Genomic DNA, 18,050 nt, shown 5'->3' with positions numbered 1-18,050 from the left:
TGCCCTCAATTTGCACGTTGCATCCACCGGCTCGCCAATTTCAGGATCAGCGAGACGAAGATGATGATGACGACGAGGTAGAATTCCGCGAGCATCGTACCGTAGCCGACATTCGAGCGATCCCGGTATTCGCGGAAGATGAAGCTCGAGACCGTATCGGTGGCGCCGCCCGGCCCGCCCGCGGTGACATTGATGACGATATCGGCGAGCTTGAGTTCGAAGATGACGCGCAGGATGACGACCGTCAGGCTGACCGGCAGCATTAGCGGAAAGGTAATTTCCTTGAAGCTTTGCCAGCCCGAGGCGCCATCCACCTTGGCCGCTTCCTTGACCTCGGATGGCAGGGCCTGGAGGCCAGCCAAAAGCAGGATCATCATGAACGGGATGGAAACCCATCCATCCATCGCCATGATCGAGGCGCGGGCCAGCGCCGGGGTCGAGAAGAAGGCGGGATTTTCCCAGCCGAGATGACGCGCCAGCGTTGCCGCCGGGCCAAAGCGATATTCCATCAGCGATTTGCCGATCATCCAACTGACGGCAACCGGGCTCAGCATCAGTGGCAGCAGGAACGCGACGCGGAAAAACTTGCGAGCCCGGATCTCGGCATTGAGCAGCAGCGCCAGTCCGAAGGCGATCGTGTACTGAACCAGCACGGAGAGAACATAATAGACCATGTTCAGCAGCGCATTCCAGAAATAGGTATCCGCAAACAGGGTGCGGAGGTTGTCGAGGCCGTTGAACTGTCTGCCGTTCGCAGCGCTGAGGTTCCAGTCGGTGAAGGCGATGTAGAGGCCGAAGACCGTCGGGAAGATCACCATCGCCACGGTGAACAGGACGGCCGGAAGCACGAATGCGGCCCGTTGTCCGGCTTCGCCACGGATCATCACCTGGGCTGCACAGAGCGCCACCGACCAGACGACATAGGCATAGACCAGCGGTCGCCAGCTGACGAGCCCAATGGCCGTCACGCCGGACGCATCGAGGATCTGCAGGATGAGCACGGCCACAAGCAGGACGCTCGCCCCAATCAGCAGAAGGCGGCCCTGCCGCGCGGACGGGCTTGGCGCCCCCACCGGCTCGATCGTGCCGATAACCGGCATATTCGCATGCGACATAAGCACATCCCTGGCTAACCCGGACAAATTCTGCAGCCGGCCGGACTCCGGTCCGGCAGTCCGTCAGGCAACGCACGCAGCGGCGCCTGACGGGGTAGGCTTCTCCGGCGAAATCAGACGCCGAGCGAGGCCTTGTAGAGCGCGATCTGTTTTTCGCGCCCGAGCTGGTCGGTGATCTTCTCCCACGCCGCCGCGATCGCATCGGCGCCGTCCTGAGGCTTCACCTGACCGGCGAACACCTTGGCCAGCTCATCTTCCGCAACGCTGTAGTACTGGAAGATGCCGGGAATGCGGGGTTCGATTGCCGCATTCGGGTGGTTGTAGGACTTCGACTGCGAGGCGAGGTAGTTGGAGATGTAGGCCTCCTCGTAGCCGGCCGCGACCCATTCCTTGATGTCGAACTGACTCTTGCGGTAGCACTGGAAGCCGGAAGGATAGGCGGCGGTCCAGAGTGCCAGGTCCTTGCCGCCGAGATGGGCAGCAGCGCTCCAGGCGGCCTTCTTCTTCTTCTCGTCGCTGTCCACCCGGGCCATCACGTAGACGCCCCAGCCGAGATAGGCCATGTTCGGCGCATAGTTCGGCCCGCTGGCGAGTTTGTCCCATGTGCCGGTCTTGGCGTTGTAGACATCGTCCGATCCGGGCAGGATGTCGAAGGCGACCGTCGTGCCGACCACGGAACTGTCGCTGGTCTGCGCGCTCTGGCCGACGTCGCCCCACCAGGAGATCATCGAGCCGGTGCCGGCAAGGAACTGCTGGAAGGCCGTCGTGCCTGGATCGGCGTTCAGCTGGTCGCCCGATTCGGACGGCAACGCATCGACCACGTCCTGGATTGCGCGCACCCAGGCCGGGTTGTTGATGCGTGGCTTCATCGTGTCGATGTCGAACAGCCAGGCCTTGTCGTCCGGGTGCTTGGCATAGGCGGTGGCGCGGCTGCCGAGGAAGTAGAAGCCGAAACCGCCCCAGGCCTTGGGCGCATCGAGGTAGCCGATGGCATCGGCGCCGGCGATCTTCTTGCCCTTCAGGAACTTGGTGACTTCCTGGACCTTCTGCCAGGTCTTCGGCACGCCCCACTCGCCTTCATGGCCTTCGCTCTTCCAGGCCTTGGCAAGGTCGGCGTCGGTGAAATAGTCGGTGCGGTAGTTGAAGTTGTGGCAGTCGCCGTCGACGGAGACGCGGTAGGTCTTGCCATCCCAGGTGCCAACCGGCGCCTTTAGATAGTCGACGTAATCGTCCATGTCGATCTGCGCCTTGACCCAGTCGGGCATGACGGAGGCAAGGCCCTTGCCGCAGACGTCACCCTCGAACGGTGCGCCCATTTCGAGAATGTCGAAGTCAACGGTGCCGGTGGCAATCGCCTGCTGCAGGCGCGGATTATAGTCGGCCTGCGCAAGGTCGATCCAGGTGATCTTGGCGCCGGTATAGTCTTCCCAGGGCTTCAGGAAGCCGCGGAAGAGGAGGTTGTGGAGGTTCTGGTTGTTGAGCCCCATGAAGGAGAGCTGGACACCGGCGAACTCACCCTGCTTGACGTTGGCCTTGGTCGCATCGAGGCACATCTGGCCGACCTTCTGCCAGTCGGCATCGGTCGGCGACCCCTTGCCGACACCCGGCACCTGCAGGATCTGCGAGCGCAGCGACGCGTCGGCCGCAAAGGCATTGCCGAATGGTGCAAGCACGCTGCCAGCGGCAGCAAGTGCCCCAAGGCCCGCGCTGGTTTTCAAAATGGCGCGGCGGCTCAGCGCCATGGCCATCATTCGTTCGTAATCGCCAACTTTCATTTCTCTCTCCTCCCGTGAAGTTGCCACGCATCGTGGCGTCTGGCGCTCCCCCCTCGGAGCGCATTCCTGAAAACTCAGTCGAGACGCAAGCCGCTCTGCGCATCGAAAAGATGCACCATCGCCGGATTGGGCGTCATCGCAAAGGGCTGGCCGGATGCAGCCTCGACGCGGTCGCGAAAGACGCCGATAATCTTCTGCTGTCCGAGCCGGGCAAAGACCTGCGTCTCGGAGCCGGTCGATTCGACGATGGTGAGATCAGCCCTGACGTCGCCGCCAAGCACGAAATGCTCCGGTCGGATCCCGTAATAGGCAGGCTTTCCATCGGACGCTGCCGGTGCGCCGGAAAGCGGAAGCCGGATGCCCTCGTCGGTTTCGAAGAACGGCGCTGCGCCCGAGCGGATATGGCCCTTGACGAGGTTCATCGACGGCGAGCCGATGAAGCCGGCGACGAAAGTGTTGGCTGGCTTGTCGTAGAGCGTCAGTGGCGAGCCGATCTGCTCGACCCGCCCATCCCGGAGGACGACGATGCGGTCGGCCATGGTCATGGCCTCCACCTGGTCGTGGGTCACGTAGATCATCGTCGTCGCAAGGCGGCGCTGCAGTTCCTTGATCTCGGCGCGCATCTGGACGCGCAGCTTGGCATCGAGGTTGGAGAGCGGCTCGTCGAAAAGGAACACCTTGGGATCCCGCACGATGGCACGTCCCATGGCCACACGCTGCCGCTGGCCCCCGGAAAGCTGGCGCGGATAGCGGGAAAGATAGGGCACAAGATCGAGGATTTCGGCTGCCTTGCGGACGCGGGCGTCGATATCTGCCTTGCGCTCGCCGCGCATCTTCAGCGCGAAACCCATATTGTCGGCCACGGTCTTGTGGGGATAGAGCGCGTAGCTCTGGAACACCATGGCGATGTCGCGATCCTTGGGTGGCAGGTTGTTCACCACCTTCCCGTCGATCTCGATGTCACCGAAGCTGATGGGCTCAAGGCCAGCGACCATGCGCAGCAAGGTCGATTTTCCGCAGCCGGATGGCCCGACCAGAACGACGAATTCGCCGTCCGGGATTTCAACGGAAACGCCGTGGATCACCGTCAGGCTACCGTAGGCCTTACCGACATTGACGATATTCATCGATGCCAAAAACAAATCTCCTGCCCATTGCGCCGCGCTCTCCCCGCAGCATGCGATCGGTCTCGGCTACCTGCGGTGGCGAGCGCCGGATCACCGCACCCGCCCCGTGCAGTCTGCCCTGGGAGGCTCAATCACATTGGAAAAACTTCACACGTAAAATTCGAACTGTAAAGTGTAAAGTTTTGGTGACTTGAGTTTATTGCCTAAATATCTCTATTGAAAAGGTTCTTTTTTCGATCATAACCTCATTGCAGATGCAGGAAAATGGATAACCTCGATTTCACTGCGGTGCACACTGGGGCCGGATTGCATGCATCACGATTATCATATACTTCGTGAAGTCATGGAGAGCTTTTCGGGAGGAAACAGCCATGCTCAAAGGCATAGATCCGGTCATCAGCGCGGAACTCATCCACGTTTTGATGCTGATGGGTCACGGCGATACGCTTGTCGTCTGCGATATCAACCATCCGGCCCAGACGATCGCACGGCAGACGACCCATGGCCAGTTGCTGAACATATCGGGATGCGGTCTGGCGCGGGCGACTGAAGCAATTTTGACGCTGATGCCGCTGGATACTTTCGTCGATGCCCCCGTCAAGCGCATGCAGGTGGTCGGCGATCCCGACGGTCAGATGCCGATCTTTCCGGCGATGCAGGCAGTCTTCGATGCGGCGGAAGGCCGACCCATCACCGTCGAGGCGCTGGAGCGATTTGCGTTCTATGATGTCGCCAAGCGCGCCTTTGCCATCGTCAGGACGTCCGATCCCGGACCTTACGGCTGCTTCATCCTGACCAAGGGCGTCATCTAGCCCCGCTCGCTCTCAGGCGTCGAGACCAGCAAAGCGGCCGCCTCGTTGGCGTGACGCAGCGCGATCTCGATGTCATTGCCCGACGCCATGCCTGCGGCCAGCACGCCGATGAATTCGTCGCCCGCACCGTGGGTGCTCTCGACCTTGATCGGCAGGGCGGCCATGAAAGCCTCCTTGCCATCGGCGTCGGCATAGGCAACCCCTGCTCCGCCGGCGGTCACCACCGCCTGCCGGAAGCTTTTCGACAAGAGCCGCGCGGCGGCGAGAGCGCCTTCCAGCGTCTCGACCACCGGCACGCCTGCCAGCATTTCCGCCTCGATCCCGTTGACGACGATGACATCGACAAGAGACTGGAGCTCGTCCGACAGGGCGCGCGCCGGGGCTGCATTGAGAAGCACCAGGCCGCCCGCATTGCTGACGGCCCGCGCTGCAGCGACGTTGGCCGCATCCGGCACCTCGTTCTGGAGGACAAGGACCGTTGTCTTTTGCAGCACGTTTGCAGCAGCGGCGATATCGTCATCGCCCAGCGTCAGATTGCTGCCGGATACGATGACGGCACCGTAGTCGCCCTCGGCGTCGAAGATCGCGACACTCATGCCGGTGGACAGCGACGCTTTTCGCCGTACGAACCGGGCGTCGACCTTTTTACGCTCGAGGTTGGCAAGCAGCGCATGGCCGAAATCGTCATCGGCGACAGCGCCGATCATGGCGGTCGCAACGCCGGTGCGGGCGGCTGACACCGCCTGGTTGCCCCCTTTGCCGCCGTTCTTCGGGTGCCACGACACGCCTGTGATGGTTTCGCCCTTGCGCGGTCGCGCAGGTCCATTCACGGCGATATCGTAATGCAGGCTTCCGAACACGGTCACGAGGGGCAAAGACGTCATAAAGGTCGCTCTTTCCGTTTGGATGTAACTGCGGACATGGTCCGGTCGAGGTTTCGTTCGGCAGCCTGATAATCGCGTTGGGCGACCGACACGAAGATGGCGTCGAGGATATTCAGCTGCGCTATGCGGGCTGCAGCATTTTCACCCATCAGCGGCGAACCCTGGGCGGTCGAACACAGCACCACGTCTGCGGATTGCGCCAGGGCAGAAGAATTGTAGTTGGTGATGGCAATCGTCCGGGCGCCGTTGCGGCGCGCAAGCTGGATCGCCTCGATCACTGCCGTCGTATTTCCCGAATGAGAAAACCCGATGGCGATATCGCCATCGCCGAGCAACGATGCCGACATCAGCATCATGTGGCTGTCGTCGAACATATTCGCCCGCACGCCGATCCGCAGGAATTTGTGCGCAACATCCCGGGCAATCTGTGCCGATCCGCCGACGCCATAGAAATCGCGCTGTCTTGCGCGGTGTATGAGGTCGGAGGCCCGATCGAACGCCTCCATGTCGAGGATCGACAGCGTTTCCTCAAGCGCATTAATGGATGTTCGGAACACCTTCTGGACAATTTCCTGAGACGTATCGTCTGCCGACAGTTCCTGATGCATCTCCGCCGTCGGCTGGCGGTTGTACTGGCTAACGGCGGTACGGAAATCGCGGTATCCTGCAAATCCCAGCTTCTTGGTGATTTTCACCACCATGGCCTCCGAGACGCCGGCATCGTCGGCGATCTGCTTCAGCGATGTGCTGTCGCTGAAGTCACGGAGGGCGAAGACGGTATCGACGACCTTTGCTTCGAGTGGTGTCAGCAGCGGCATCATCATTCGGATGCGTGGGCCAACAGCCTTAGTATCGAAGCTTTCGGTATTCATCCTCGTCCCCTTGTGGCGCGATCGATCATCATTGCGACAAGGATTATAAGGCCAGTGGCGAGCAGTTGATAGAAGGCCTGCACATTCATCAGGGTAAGACCGTTGCGCATCGCGCCGAGGATGATCGCCCCGAGGATTGTCCCAAGCACGCTCCCCTTGCCGCCCATCAGCGAAGCGCCGCCAATGGCAGAGGCCGCAATCGCGTCGAGTTCCCAGAGATTGCCAAGGATCGGTTCGGCAGCACCGAGGCGGCCGACAAGGATCAGGGCAGCCAGTGCCGCAAGCGCGCCGGAGATGACATAGGCGGTGATCTTGGTGCGGGCGATGGGGACGCCGGCGACGTAGGCTGCTTCCTCGTTGCCGCCAACGGCCAGGAGATATTCGCCGATCGGCGTCTTTTTCAACAGGACCCATGCTGCAACTGCCACGACTGCGACGATCCAGACAGGCGTCGGCAAGCCCAGGAGGTTGCCATTGAACAGGCTGCGAAAGCCGACAGGAATGCCGAGCACGGGATTGCCGCCGGTGTAGATCAGCGCAATCGCCCTGTAGGTGCTGAGCGTACCGAGCGTGACGATGAACGGCTGCAGCCCGACATAGGCCACAAGCACGCCGTTGATGAAACCGCAGACGGCGCCGATGCCGATGCCGGCAAGGATCGCCAGCGGGATCGGAACGCCCGAAAGCAGCATTGTTGCCGATATCACAGCCGCAATGGCAGCCGTCGGGCCCACCGAAAGATCGATGCCGCCGGAGATGATGACCAGGGTCATGCCGAGCGCGAGGCAGGCATTGATACTGGACTGCTGCAGGATATTGACGAGGTTGCGTTCGGAGATGAAGCCCGGGACGATCGCTGCAAACACCGCCAGAATAACGATCAGTCCGATCAGGGTGCCGGCGTCACGCAGCGAAAAGGAGAAGCGGCCGAAACCGGAGGAAAGCTTTGTCGCATCGGCGGGTGACGTATGGTTCATGATGAGCTCCTATACTTTTCAGCGCTCACGCAGCCGGAGCTGACATGGGGGATTGACTGACGCCGGGAATGGCGTGGGCGACGATGGCGCTTTCGGACAAATCGGCGCGCTCGATCTCGGCGGCAATCCGCCCCTCGCGCATGACAAGCACCCGGTCGGAGAGACGAATGACTTCCGGCAGCTCGGAGGAGACAACGATGATCGAGTGACCGTCGGCGGCCAGGGCCTCGATCAGCTGGTAGATTTCCGACTTCGCCCCGACATCGATGCCGCGCGTGGGTTCGTCGAACAACAATATCTGCGATTTGGCCGCCAGCCAGCGCGCAATGATCGCCTTCTGCTGGTTACCGCCGCTGAACAGCCGGATGGGCCGGTCCAACTGGAAAGGCCGCAGGTTGACGCGGCGCAGCAGGTCGGTCGCGGTCGCCCGCAGCTTGCCGTTGCGGATGATGCCCGCCTTGGAAAAGCTGCCCAAGGACGCAAGCGCCATGTTGTTGGTCACCGAGCGACCGGGAATAATGCCTTCGCGCTTGCGCTCTTCCGGCACAAGGCCGATGCCGGCAGCGATTGCATCGCGCGGGCTGCGCAGAGGAAGCGGCTTCCCGTCGATCTCGACCGAACCGGACGTGATGCGGTCGACGCCGGCGAGCAGGCGCAGCAGTTCGGTGCGCCCGGAGCCGACGAGCCCGGCCACGCCGAGTACTTCGCCCCGGTGCAGCCGAAACGAGGCATCGCGGATCTTGGTCGCCGAAGACAGGTTCTTAGCCTCGAGCTTCACCATGGTTGTCGCATGCGACACATGCTTTTCTTGCATCAGCTGGCGGCCGACCATCATGGTTATGACATCCTGGTGGGATGCCGTGCGGATATCGACGCGACCGACCAGCTTGCCGTCGCGCATGACGCTGGCGCCCTGGCAGATCTGAAACACTTCGTCCATCTTGTGCGAGACGTAGATGATGGAGACGCCGGTCGCGGAAAGATTGGCGATGACCTCGGCGAGCTTTTCGAACTCGCTGGGTGTCAGGCTCGAAGTCGGTTCGTCCATTGCGATGATCTTGGCGCGGTCGAGCAGCGCACGGCCGATCTCGACGATCTGGCGCTGGGCGACCTTCAGCGTCGAAATCGGCGCTGCCGGATCGATGGTCGGGTCGATCATCGCCAGCGCTTCGGCGGCCCTGCGCTCCTGCTCGTGCCGTGCGACGAAAATGCCGCCGGCCTTGGTCAGGGGATGGCCCAGGAACATGTTCTGGGCGACGCTGAGATGCGGCACCTGCTGCAGTTCCTGGTGGATCATGGCAATGCCGGCCAGGCGGGCGTCGGACGGGTTGCGGAAGGAGACCGCCTCGCCATCAACGAACACGCTGCCGCTGGTTGGCCGGAACACGCCGGACAGAATGCGAAGAAGCGTGGATTTTCCGGCGCCGTTTTCCCCGAGAAGCCCGTGGATTTCGCCCGGCGGAACATCGAAGGATATGTCCGACAGGGCAAGGACGCCGGGGAACGACTTGGATATGGATTCAAATCTTAGTCTGGGCGTCTGCGTCATGTCTCGGCACCTCTTGTACTCGGAGACGCCGGCCATTGCTGGCCGGCGTCGGATAACTGGCCGCTGAATGTCAGGGAGCCTTGGCCGCGTCTTCCATCAGGACGGCGCGGATGGCGGTGTCGTCACCCTGGTAGCGTGCGATGTTGTCCTTGGTGATCAGCGCCTGGGGCGTTGCGACGACGCGCGGAACCTTCTGGCCGGCAACGAGCCGCAGGGCGGTTTCCAGAGCGACTTCGCCGGTCAGAACCGGGAAGCTGTCGACGGTGCCGGTGAGTTCACCGGCCTTGATCGACTTGTAGGCGTCCGAAATGCCGTCGGTGCCGAAGACTGCGACCTTGCCCTGGAGACCAGCCGACTTGACGGCCTCGACGATGCCGAGTGCCATGCCGTCATTGTTGGCATAAAAGCCGATCAGATCGGGATGCTGCTGCAGGATGTTGGTGGCAGCGTCGTAGGACGTCTGGCGATCCCAGTTGCCTGGAACGCTGGCAACCACCTGGAACTTGCCGTTCTGGGTGATCGTCGACTTGAAGCCGTCGGTGCGCTGCACGGCAGCGTAGACACCGGCCTGGCCTTCGACGATGGCAACCTTGCCACCTTCAGGGCGGTTCTCGATGAACCACTTGGCGACGCGGGCGCCATTATCGCGCTGGACGTTGCCGACATAGTGTTCCGCCTGTGGAATGACGGCATCGTTGACGTTGACCACTGGAACATTGGCCGCTTTTGCCTGCTCCATTACCGGCTGCAGGTTGGCATCGGTCTGGGGCGATACCAGCAGCACGTTGAAGCCCTGCGTAATCAAGCCTTCGGCAATCGTCAGCTGGCCGAGCTGGTCACCCTCGCTCTGGGCTGCCTGGTAGGCGACGGAAACGCCCATCTTTTCGCCGAACTTCTTGTAGCCATCGCCGAGCGAGCGCCAGTATTCGTTGGTCAGCGTCTTGGAGACGGCGCCAGCCTTGGTGCCAGCGGCTGGCTTGGGCAGCGGGCCTAGCTTCGCATCGAGCTGCGACCAGTCGATGCGGTCCTTCTCGGTGTCCGAATTCAAGGGCGCCAGTTCCTGTGCCATGGCGGCGCTGAACAGCAAGGTCGCCGCCAAACCGCCGGCAAGCGTGGTTTTCAGAAAAGTCTTCATCGGTTCCTCCCGAATATGAAATGGAAACAGCAGCGTCTGCGCTGCGGAGATTGCGTTATGCTCCCGCGCCGAACATCAATTCCTGGATGACGGCTTGAGCGGAAACAGCATCCTGTCGGTCAATCGCGCCGGACAGGCGATTGTCCTGCTCGAGGCGATCCACGACCTTCAGCATCCGCTGCACGGTCTGGATATTCACCTCGCATTCGTGAACCGGATCGAGCCCGGTCATGTCTGGGAACGTGTCGAAATAGATGGCGCCGTCATAGCCGTCCTTGCGGATCTGGCGCAGCAGCTCGATGGTCTGCAGCGTATGTACCGCGCCCACCATCAGGCCGTCGTCGCGCTTGGCGTAGCCATCGTTCAGGTGCACACCGAGCACGCGGCTGTAGCGGGCGATCAATGCTGCCGCGAAGGCCGGCTGCTCGTCGGCATAGAGCACGTGGGCGAAGTCGAGCGTGACGCCGAGGTTTGGCATGTCGACGTCCTTGATCGCCAGCAGCGTCGTCGCGCAGTCGGGCATCAGGCTATAGGAACGGGGCTCGTTCGGCTTGTACTCGATGCTGATCAGGCAATCCTTGTCATGCTCGCAGACTTCACGAATACCGTCCAATTCGTATTTCCACAGCGTGGCGTAGTCGGCCTGGAACGCGTAGTCGAAACCGTCCTGACCAAGCCAGATGGTCATCAGGTTGCTACCGGCTTCACGCGTTGCGTCGATGCCTTTTTTGGTCAGTTCGATCGCTTCACGACGGACCGCAGCGTCAGGATTGGTGAAAGCGCCGATCTTGAAAGCCGGGTTGGTATAGTAGCGCATAGCAAAGCCGTTGATGGAAAGGCCGAGATCGTTGATCTTTTTGGCCAGCTCGCGGGGATTTTCCGAAACGTGGTCGGGGTAGTTGAGATCCAGATCCGTCAGGCCCTTCACCTTCGCGGCCCGGGCGACCATCTGCGAAACGGTTGGCTTGCCGGAAAGGTCCGGCCATTCCGCCTGCGGCCGGGAAGCAAATGAATTGAGGCGGGTGGCGAATTTCAACTGGGTCACTGGACTACGCTCGCATCGTTATCGACCGTGTTTACTTCACATATTTATATTTTTTTGTAAAGTTATGAAATGTTGTGCTGTGCAACAAATCGCTCTTGCGCCGCCGCGCGGCGTGCTTCTTCTCAATAGGCGTTCACAAATGTCATCCTGCACGCGGAGCATTTGGCCCTTAGCTGAAGTCTTCTGTCGAAGGGCTTGCCCGGTCCTGTGTGGTCGCTGGGGACGTTTTGACAATCGGCGCCCTTCCAAGTCTTCGACTTCTGGACGGGAACGTGGCACTCCGCATGCCGGTCGGCTTCTGCGCCGGGAACCACGCGTCCTGCCGCGCCTTCCTGCGCGGTAGCATCGGGGTTGCCGTCACGACAAGGGAAGCGAAAACTTGCATACTCTGGAGGACAAGGCGGCGGAGCTTGACGAGTACAGGCTGCCTAAGGATTCCAAGCTGCCGTTCAATCCCTTGCATCCGGTTCACACGGTCCACAAGCACGGTGTCAGCCGACGGTTCCTCGAAGACAGCGTTTGCGAGGGCGGCGACGGCAGCCTCGTGCTCTTGCCTCTCAACGCGCCGAGCCAGCGTTCGGGCGAGGACCGGCAGCGGGCAGACCCGCTATCGGCGGCTGACGCCTGAAACTTGGGATACATGAAGGCAGCCTGCCGCGACCCGAAATTTAGCTCCACGTCGCCTGCATAGCAGGCCGGACCACGTCGTGGGATCGACGCGGGTTCTGGTTACCTCGGCCAGGAATGCTACCAGACCTTCGATCCTGGGTTCGGTATCGACATCTGACTTCCAGACGGGGCGCCTCAGACAGGTGATCGCCTCCTCATGCCGAGGGTGACGCTGAGCAGGAAGATGCAAACGTTCTTGAATCTCAGATCCGTGGACACAAACACCTCATTCGCTTCACGATGTCGGAGAGGTGACAAGCACTGAACCGAAGGAGGATGATCCACCTGAAAGGCCGTGTTGAATTTTCTTATCACCAGGACAGAAATCGGGCACGATCGTTGTTTGGATGGCGCCCATAGTGCTAGCCGACCCGAAAGCTCGGTGTTTTGGCTACCTCTACGGCCGGGCTTGTTTTTGTATTTAAGCCGGAACCCATCAGACCTTCGCCCGTTGGGCTTAGCGCGTTCTAGACGTTGAGCCGAGCGCGAAGCACTCGCCGAACGACCTTCATCACTCTACCACGTGCCGAGCGTTCGCTCGACAAGGCGGAAATTCCATCATTGCGGAGCAGATTCAGATGTCCGAAGAACGAGACCTAGAAATTGCAAAAGAATACAGATCGCGAGGCGGCGTGGGCCGATTAATGGAAGATGGTGAAACAATAAGCAGAGACGAGGGCTTGGACCCACCGGAAGCAGACCAATATTGGGAGGAATTTATCACGCCCCGCGTGGATGCGGGGGATCACTATGGCATTTTCCAGCACTTGCGCTGACGGGCGTCGCTGAGGCGCGAACCCACACCCACATTCGTAGCGATCGTGTCCCCCACCGTGGTGTCGCTGACGAGGAGCCAGTGTTTTCCGTTAGGGTCGGGTTGCTTAGAGCCAACCTGAAGGATACCACTGATGGGCCTGCGGGGCGTGAAGCTGGCCGTCTCCGATGCGCACGAGGGTATCAAGGCAGCCGCGTCGAAGGTGCTCTCCGCCACTTGGCAGAGGTGCCGTCTTCCACTTCGTGCGTAACGCCCTGGCCAATGCCGGAAAGAGCGGACGGCGTGTCGTGTCCGCCTTCATCGCAACGGCCTTTGCCCATGAGACTCCCGAAGCTGCAAGCACCAGTGGCGCAATGTCGCCGACCAGATCAGGTCGAAGGTGTCGAAGGTGTCCAATATCATGGATAGCGCTGAGCATGACGTGCTCGCCTACATGACCTTTCCCAGACAGCATTGGGCAGCTTCATTCGACAAACCCGATCGAGCGCCTCAATGGTGAGATCAAACGGCGCACTGAGGTCGTCGGCATCTTCCCCAACACGATGCCATCGTCAGATTGGTCGGTGCCCTTACTGCTTGAGCAGAATGACGAGTGGGTCGTTCAGCGATCCCGATACAAGTCACTTGAGACCATCGCCACAATGAGCGATGATCCGCTCATCAGCCTGCCAAGACGCAAGCTGATCCATTCCCGGCTCTGTCTGGAAGGCACGGCGACAGCCGGAGCTACACCACAACATGGGACACGATGTTCGTAGTGGCACGTCGCAGCTGTTTGCTGCGTTGGACGTTGCCACTAGCGCTGTGATTGGCCAGTGTTACAAACACCACCGAGCGAGCAAACTCCTCGACTTTCTGAATGCGGATTGATGCTGACGGATAGAAGGGATGCCGACTGTTCCCATTGCTTCTGATGTTTAAAAAAACTCTGGTGCTGCGGTCGCTCGATAATCCCTCTGACGCACGCAGCCACACCGTGATGGCGGGCATAGCTCAACGTCGGCCTGCAAATTTGCTTAATGAATTAAAGCTATGATGCATATATCCTTGCCGAATAAATACCGCCTTGCCGAAATTGTACTAGGACTTCTGAATGAAACTGGACTGGACGCCAACCGGCTGGACGCGGGTCATCGCTGGCACGATCTCCATCACACTGGCGTGCGTAGGCATTTCGGTGTTCGTTGACTCGTTCAATTTCGTGAACTTGACGGACGAGGCAATAAACCGCTCGCTTGTCGTGGATATCCTTCTGCCCGTATGCTTGGCTGGCCCATTGCTTTTTCTCTTGTTGAGGAAAGTTCAGCAACTCGCAATCTCCCACCGCGAACTGACCATCACAGCATCGACAGACAGCTTAACAGCGGTCCTAAACCGAGGCGCATTCACTCTTCTGGTCGAAAGCTATCTGGCAAGAGCCGAGGAGCAGGTTACGCTGCGTTCCGGTTCACTCCTCTTGATAGACGCCGACCATTTCAAAGCTATCAACGATACTTTCGGGCATCAAAAGGGCGACGAAGCTCTGAAGATCATCTCGCAGAGCATTAAGCTTTGCCTCGGACCAGCGGACCTTGTCGGCAGGGTTGGCGGCGAGGAGTTCGGCGTTTTTCTGCCAGGTGTGGCGGTGACGGAGGCATCCAAGATCGCCGAGCGTATTCGGTCGACAATCCGAAACGCCCAGTTTCCCGCCGGAAACGACACAAACCCGCTTTCGGTGAGCGTCGGAGGCGTCACCTTCCAACGCCCCGCTTCGTACGACGAACTGTTTTCCATTGCGGACCAACACTTGTACCTCGCCAAGGCTAGCGGCCGAAACCGGGTCAATATTGTAACCGGGTGAATACCAGTGTGCGCAATCGGACGCATCGCTGCCTCCGTCCGGTCCGGGCAACTTGGCGAATGCAAGCGCCCCAAACCCAGTCGTTAGCCCCTGAACTTACCTTCGTTCATGTCGGCGGGGTCATAGTTCAGCTCCCAGTCTTTCTTCCGCTCCTTGCCATCGGGTGCCTTGTTGACCGTGGCGTCGTCCGAGCCCGTGAGGACACGCGGCTTGGCACTTGCGACACCATTGTTGTCGCTTGATTTGATGAGCTTGCCGTATTGGCCGGCGGCGTCTTTTTCGATATCGGTAGCCTTGGCTTTGCTTGGGTTGTCCGGGTTGGCCATCTCTTTCCTCCATCGTGTCCAGAGCAATTACACAGCTCCAACCTGTGTTCTGCCCAATGGTTCCCCAGTCCTCCGGGAACCGAAACCACAGTTGCTGGTTGATTCTGGCCAAGGAGGAGGAGAGGATGAATATCGACAGGGACGGATGGATCAGCAAACGCGCTTACGCCCTCTGGGAGGAGGCCGGCAGACCGAACGGCAGGGATCACGAAACGTGGTGCAAGGCTGTTGCGGAATACGAAATGATGATGAAAACGCGGGCATCAGTTGACGGAGCAGAGATTCTGCAGTTTCGCGCGCGCGCCAGGAACGGACATTCGGGAACCCGGTTCAGACCGCAGCTGGGTGCAACCGGACAATAATGCGACGTCCCAGCCGCATGCTCGTTCCGAGCCCCCATTCACTGGGGGCTTGCGTCTGTCAACGTCAGTGCATCATAAAGCTTGGCTCATTGTCCTTTCGGACCATGTCGGAGTAGAGAAGCGAGCGGATACGTTCGAGCTCTCGCACCTTGATGCGTTCCTTGTGCAAGACATCAGCCGTGACATCGCGCCAGCCGCTGCTGTCCTCCCCCGTCATCACCCGTCCCCCCGCGTCAAGGAATTCGCAAAATTTCGCTGCCGACACGATGCGGCCGGACAGTTCGGCATAATGATTTGCACGGCGGCTCATGGAGACCTCGATGCTGTTGGAAACGCGCTGGCGTCCCGGTGATCACTTCCTATAATGCCCTATGGTATCCATGGGACTTAGCCAAAACTTTGTTCATCATCAATTAAGGTTAATTTTAACGGGCAGCGCATTCTACCCCGTACGCGACAAGGAATATGACTGATGGAACTGAAGCCGCCGCTGCCGCCTGGCTACTCGACCGTATCGCCTGGCCAGATTGCAAGCGTCGTCACGTGTCTGGAGATGCGCCAGCGCCCGGAAATCAGCGTCCCGGAGCAAGACGGCATGTCATTTCAGCGCTGGAAATCGCCGGACCTCGGCGAATATCGTGCACTATACCGAGCGGTCGGCGAAAACTGGCTTTGGGTATCGCGTCTCGAGATGCCGGACGACGAACTCACCGCAACCCTCGCGGATCGCGATGTCGAGACCTACTATCTCGAAGCCGGTTCGCGGAAGATCGGCTTCCTTGAACTCGACTTTCGCGAAGCAGGCCAGTGCGAAATCGTCTATTGCGGGCTTGTGGCCAGCGCTATCGGCCGAGGTGGCGGACGATACCTGATGGCCAGTGCGCTGAACGCCGCCTGGTCAAGGGACATCGATCGCCTATGGTTGCATACCTGCCACTTCGATCATCCATCAGCTTACGCATTTTACTGTAGGTCTGGTTTTAAGCCGTTTCAATTTATGGTCGAAATCATCGCCGATCCGCGGCTTTCAGGCTCGATACCGAAAACTGCCGCTCCGCATGTCGCGCTGCTTGAAGCATAGGCGGCCTCGCAATCGCGTTTTCGGATTTGCGGCCCTAGAAAGCATCCAGCTCGTTGCGACACGCGGCAGCGAACTCTTCGAGGACGTTCATATGACCGCTGCGAGCAAGAAGACGGAGCTCTGACAGGCTCCGGTTCGGCGTCATGTACTCGCCGACGATGGCGTCCATGACCCGCTCGCCGGCGTCGGTGACAGCCTTTGACGCCACCAAGTGCATGCGGGCGAGGATCGCATAGATCATGACGATATCGCCTATATCGTCCTTCTCGTGACTGAGAGCATCACCATATAATCTGGCAGCCTCCGACAGGAACCCTTCGAAAAGCGCCTCACGACGGGTGCGATTGGCCTCGCGCCGTTTCTCTTTCACCTGTGACGACAGGGTGATCCAGGACGTGGTGAATGACGTGACAGAACCCACCAATGCACCAGCCAGGCCGAAAAAGGCCGAAACATAAGCAGCGTCCACAAGGACCTCCTATCAAATGAGGTGCCCGCCCGCAGCGACGTTACCGCGGCGTCACGACGCTCGAGGCCAGTTTAAACGGGCTCGATACCGCAAAGCCTGCCGCGTCGAAGACGAATGCACCAACCCGAGCAGCCGATGGCTTTCTGTCCAGCATTTCAAGCTGCCGACCAAATCGGGCAAGCGATGCAAACCTGTCATGTCCCACGCCGTCGGTGGCCTTCAGGGAGCTCAGGTCGACAACCCGGATGTGGTTCTTGACGGCCTCCTGCTGAATAATTGGATCGCTGATATCCAGCCGTCCGATCCGCGGTCGCTCAGCACCCAGAAGGCTGGATACCTCAAGGGCGCGGTCGTCCTTGGAGATCAGCAGGGTGAGCGGAGAAGGCAGTTTGCCGATCTCCTTCATCTGCGACTTGAAGACGTCGAGGTCGATGTCGGGCGAGGCAAGCACCACCTGCAACTTGGCGATGACGTCCTCACGATGCTCGAGCTTCAATTGACGCACAACCTCCATGACGAGAAAGCCGCCCATGCTGTGGCCGAAAAGAACGATGCGCTTGACTTTGTCTGCCGATGAAAGGGCTTTGACGACAGTTTCGAGATCATGCCGGGAATAGAGCACAGCGTCCTTGTCAGCCACATATCCGACGACCGATGCCTGCGACGGCCAAGAAAACATGATGGGACTGTCGAGCCCTGAATCGGTGATCATTTGTGCTTCCCGATAAAGCGCTTCCTGGAAAGAATTATTGTAGCCATGAACATAGACTTCGACGCTTCCGTCGCTGCCGACGGAACGAGCCGCAGCGGCGGTGAAATCGCCCTCGGACAGGTCTTGACGCTTCGTCACCACGAATTGCTTCTGCGGATCCGGGCGATCCGTGGGGTACTCGATCGCCGAGACCTTATGGGCTGGCGGCACCGACATCTCATAGCTTTGATAGGCGACGGTCTCGGACCAGTTGACCCCGTAACCCTTGGAAGGCCCGAGCGCGTTGCGGTTTGTCGCAGTCAAGAGAACGATGCGTTTTTGCGGGAGGTTGGTCAGCCGTGCTGGGTCGAGAACGGCGGCGGATGGCCGGGACGCACAGCCGGAAAGGCCTATAGCCATTACGACCGTCAATTGTACCGCGCGGCGGTACGATCTGTCTGGAAACATCATGAAGGCACGGCCCTTGTTGGCGCGACACCGTTCTCAACGGCATCATACGTGAGATAGGTGAGCGCCGACGAAAAC

Annotated in this window: 19 protein-coding genes and 2 pseudogenes; 8 read left to right on the top strand and 13 right to left on the bottom strand. The window is 59.9% G+C overall.

Features of this window, described 5'->3' with window-relative positions:
* Nucleotides 1–5 precede the first annotated feature (5 nt).
* The 3 genes from J5278_RS24005 to J5278_RS23995 form a co-directional block, all read right to left on the bottom strand.
* A complete protein-coding gene (locus J5278_RS24005) occupies nt 6–1,115 on the bottom strand; it encodes a carbohydrate ABC transporter permease (RefSeq protein ID WP_374109198.1) in 1,110 nt (369 codons plus the stop codon).
* Between the two features lie 113 nt (nt 1,116–1,228).
* Nucleotides 1,229–2,890, bottom strand: a complete 1,662-nt coding sequence (locus J5278_RS24000) for a sugar ABC transporter substrate-binding protein (protein ID WP_219258626.1) — start codon at nt 2,888–2,890, stop codon at nt 1,229–1,231.
* 74 nt (nt 2,891–2,964) lie between these two features.
* A complete protein-coding gene (locus J5278_RS23995; RefSeq protein ID WP_209229603.1) occupies nt 2,965–4,026 on the bottom strand; it encodes an ABC transporter ATP-binding protein in 1,062 nt (353 codons plus the stop codon).
* 362 nt (nt 4,027–4,388) lie between these two features.
* Here J5278_RS23995 and J5278_RS23990 point away from each other — a divergent pair, with 362 nt between their 5' ends.
* Nucleotides 4,389–4,829 carry an RbsD/FucU family protein gene (locus J5278_RS23990; protein ID WP_209187922.1) on the top strand — a complete coding sequence of 147 codons (441 nt, stop codon included), beginning with the start codon at nt 4,389–4,391 and terminating at the stop codon, nt 4,827–4,829.
* Here J5278_RS23990 and J5278_RS23985 read toward each other — a convergent pair.
* From J5278_RS23985 to J5278_RS23960, 6 genes are all read right to left on the bottom strand, one after another.
* Entirely contained in the window at nt 4,826–5,713 is an 888-nt protein-coding gene (locus tag J5278_RS23985) for a ribokinase (protein ID WP_219258619.1), read from the bottom strand. The genes J5278_RS23990 and J5278_RS23985 overlap by 4 nt on opposite strands.
* A complete protein-coding gene (locus tag J5278_RS23980) occupies nt 5,710–6,585 on the bottom strand; it encodes a MurR/RpiR family transcriptional regulator (RefSeq protein ID WP_142831292.1) in 876 nt (291 codons plus the stop codon). Before J5278_RS23980 ends, J5278_RS23985 begins: the two co-directional genes overlap by 4 nt.
* Nucleotides 6,582–7,562 (bottom strand): ABC transporter permease, encoded by a 981-nt coding sequence (locus tag J5278_RS23975; protein WP_161990988.1) that lies wholly within the window; start codon nt 7,560–7,562, stop codon nt 6,582–6,584. Before J5278_RS23975 ends, J5278_RS23980 begins: the two co-directional genes overlap by 4 nt.
* Nucleotides 7,563–7,587: 25 nt before the next feature.
* Complete coding sequence (locus tag J5278_RS23970; RefSeq protein ID WP_219258618.1) at nt 7,588–9,111, bottom strand: sugar ABC transporter ATP-binding protein; 1,524 nt, start codon at nt 9,109–9,111, stop codon at nt 7,588–7,590.
* Nucleotides 9,112–9,181: 70 nt separating this feature from the next.
* Nucleotides 9,182–10,246: a substrate-binding domain-containing protein gene (locus J5278_RS23965; protein ID WP_142831294.1), complete on the bottom strand. Its 1,065-nt coding sequence runs from the start codon at nt 10,244–10,246 to the stop codon at nt 9,182–9,184.
* A gap of 55 nt (nt 10,247–10,301) precedes the next feature.
* Nucleotides 10,302–11,282 carry a sugar phosphate isomerase/epimerase gene (locus J5278_RS23960; protein WP_161990991.1) on the bottom strand — a complete coding sequence of 327 codons (981 nt, stop codon included), beginning with the start codon at nt 11,280–11,282 and terminating at the stop codon, nt 10,302–10,304.
* A gap of 388 nt (nt 11,283–11,670) precedes the next feature.
* Here J5278_RS23960 and J5278_RS23955 point away from each other — a divergent pair, with 388 nt between their 5' ends.
* The 5 genes and pseudogenes from J5278_RS23955 to J5278_RS23940 all read left to right on the top strand — a co-directional run bounded on the left by J5278_RS23955 (nt 11,671) and on the right by J5278_RS23940 (nt 14,575).
* Nucleotides 11,671–11,919, top strand: a complete 249-nt coding sequence (locus J5278_RS23955) for a hypothetical protein (protein ID WP_219258617.1) — start codon at nt 11,671–11,673, stop codon at nt 11,917–11,919.
* Between the two features lie 619 nt (nt 11,920–12,538).
* Nucleotides 12,539–12,736: a hypothetical protein gene (locus J5278_RS23950; protein WP_219258616.1), complete on the top strand. Its 198-nt coding sequence runs from the start codon at nt 12,539–12,541 to the stop codon at nt 12,734–12,736.
* A gap of 132 nt (nt 12,737–12,868) precedes the next feature.
* Nucleotides 12,869–13,493 (top strand): annotated as a pseudogene (locus J5278_RS23945) (transposase).
* Nucleotides 13,486–13,593: pseudogene (locus J5278_RS31210) on the top strand (IS630 family transposase); the annotation flags it as partial. The pseudogenes J5278_RS23945 and J5278_RS31210, both read left to right, overlap by 8 nt.
* 235 nt (nt 13,594–13,828) lie before the next feature.
* The gene (locus J5278_RS23940) at nt 13,829–14,575 is read left to right on the top strand and encodes a GGDEF domain-containing protein (protein ID WP_219258615.1); all 747 of its coding nucleotides are present in this window, start codon (nt 13,829–13,831) and stop codon (nt 14,573–14,575) included.
* A gap of 83 nt (nt 14,576–14,658) precedes the next feature.
* Here the strand turns inward: J5278_RS23940 and J5278_RS23935 are convergent, their stop codons facing one another.
* Nucleotides 14,659–14,901: a hypothetical protein gene (locus tag J5278_RS23935; RefSeq protein ID WP_209184732.1), complete on the bottom strand. Its 243-nt coding sequence runs from the start codon at nt 14,899–14,901 to the stop codon at nt 14,659–14,661.
* A 56-nt stretch (nt 14,902–14,957) separates the two neighbouring features.
* Here J5278_RS23935 and J5278_RS31685 point away from each other — a divergent pair, with 56 nt between their 5' ends.
* Nucleotides 14,958–15,263 carry a DUF2934 domain-containing protein gene (locus J5278_RS31685; RefSeq protein ID WP_374109197.1) on the top strand — a complete coding sequence of 102 codons (306 nt, stop codon included), beginning with the start codon at nt 14,958–14,960 and terminating at the stop codon, nt 15,261–15,263.
* Between the two features lie 64 nt (nt 15,264–15,327).
* On the opposite strand, the gene J5278_RS23925 is transcribed toward J5278_RS31685, so the two are convergent.
* Nucleotides 15,328–15,573: a hypothetical protein gene (locus J5278_RS23925; RefSeq protein ID WP_142831300.1), complete on the bottom strand. Its 246-nt coding sequence runs from the start codon at nt 15,571–15,573 to the stop codon at nt 15,328–15,330.
* Between the two features lie 162 nt (nt 15,574–15,735).
* On the opposite strand from J5278_RS23925, the gene J5278_RS23920 reads away from it, so the two are divergent.
* Nucleotides 15,736–16,344 (top strand): GNAT family N-acetyltransferase, encoded by a 609-nt coding sequence (locus tag J5278_RS23920; RefSeq protein WP_219258614.1) that lies wholly within the window; start codon nt 15,736–15,738, stop codon nt 16,342–16,344.
* 34 nt (nt 16,345–16,378) lie between these two features.
* Here J5278_RS23920 and J5278_RS23915 read toward each other — a convergent pair whose 3' ends face one another.
* Together J5278_RS23915 and J5278_RS23910 are read right to left on the bottom strand one after the other, a co-directional pair.
* Nucleotides 16,379–16,813 carry a hypothetical protein gene (locus tag J5278_RS23915; RefSeq protein ID WP_209229615.1) on the bottom strand — a complete coding sequence of 145 codons (435 nt, stop codon included), beginning with the start codon at nt 16,811–16,813 and terminating at the stop codon, nt 16,379–16,381.
* 40 nt (nt 16,814–16,853) lie between these two features.
* On the bottom strand, nt 16,854–17,924 hold the full coding sequence (locus tag J5278_RS23910; RefSeq protein ID WP_257623430.1) for an alpha/beta hydrolase: 1,071 nt from the start codon (nt 17,922–17,924) through the stop codon (nt 16,854–16,856).
* Between the last annotated feature and the right edge of the window lie 126 nt (nt 17,925–18,050).

Source organism: Rhizobium sp. B21/90, from assembly GCF_019355815.1.
GTDB lineage: Bacteria > Pseudomonadota > Alphaproteobacteria > Rhizobiales > Rhizobiaceae > Rhizobium > Rhizobium rhododendri.
Note: the sequence above shows the minus strand (reverse complement) of the source record. Positions and strands in the feature narration are given on the sequence as shown.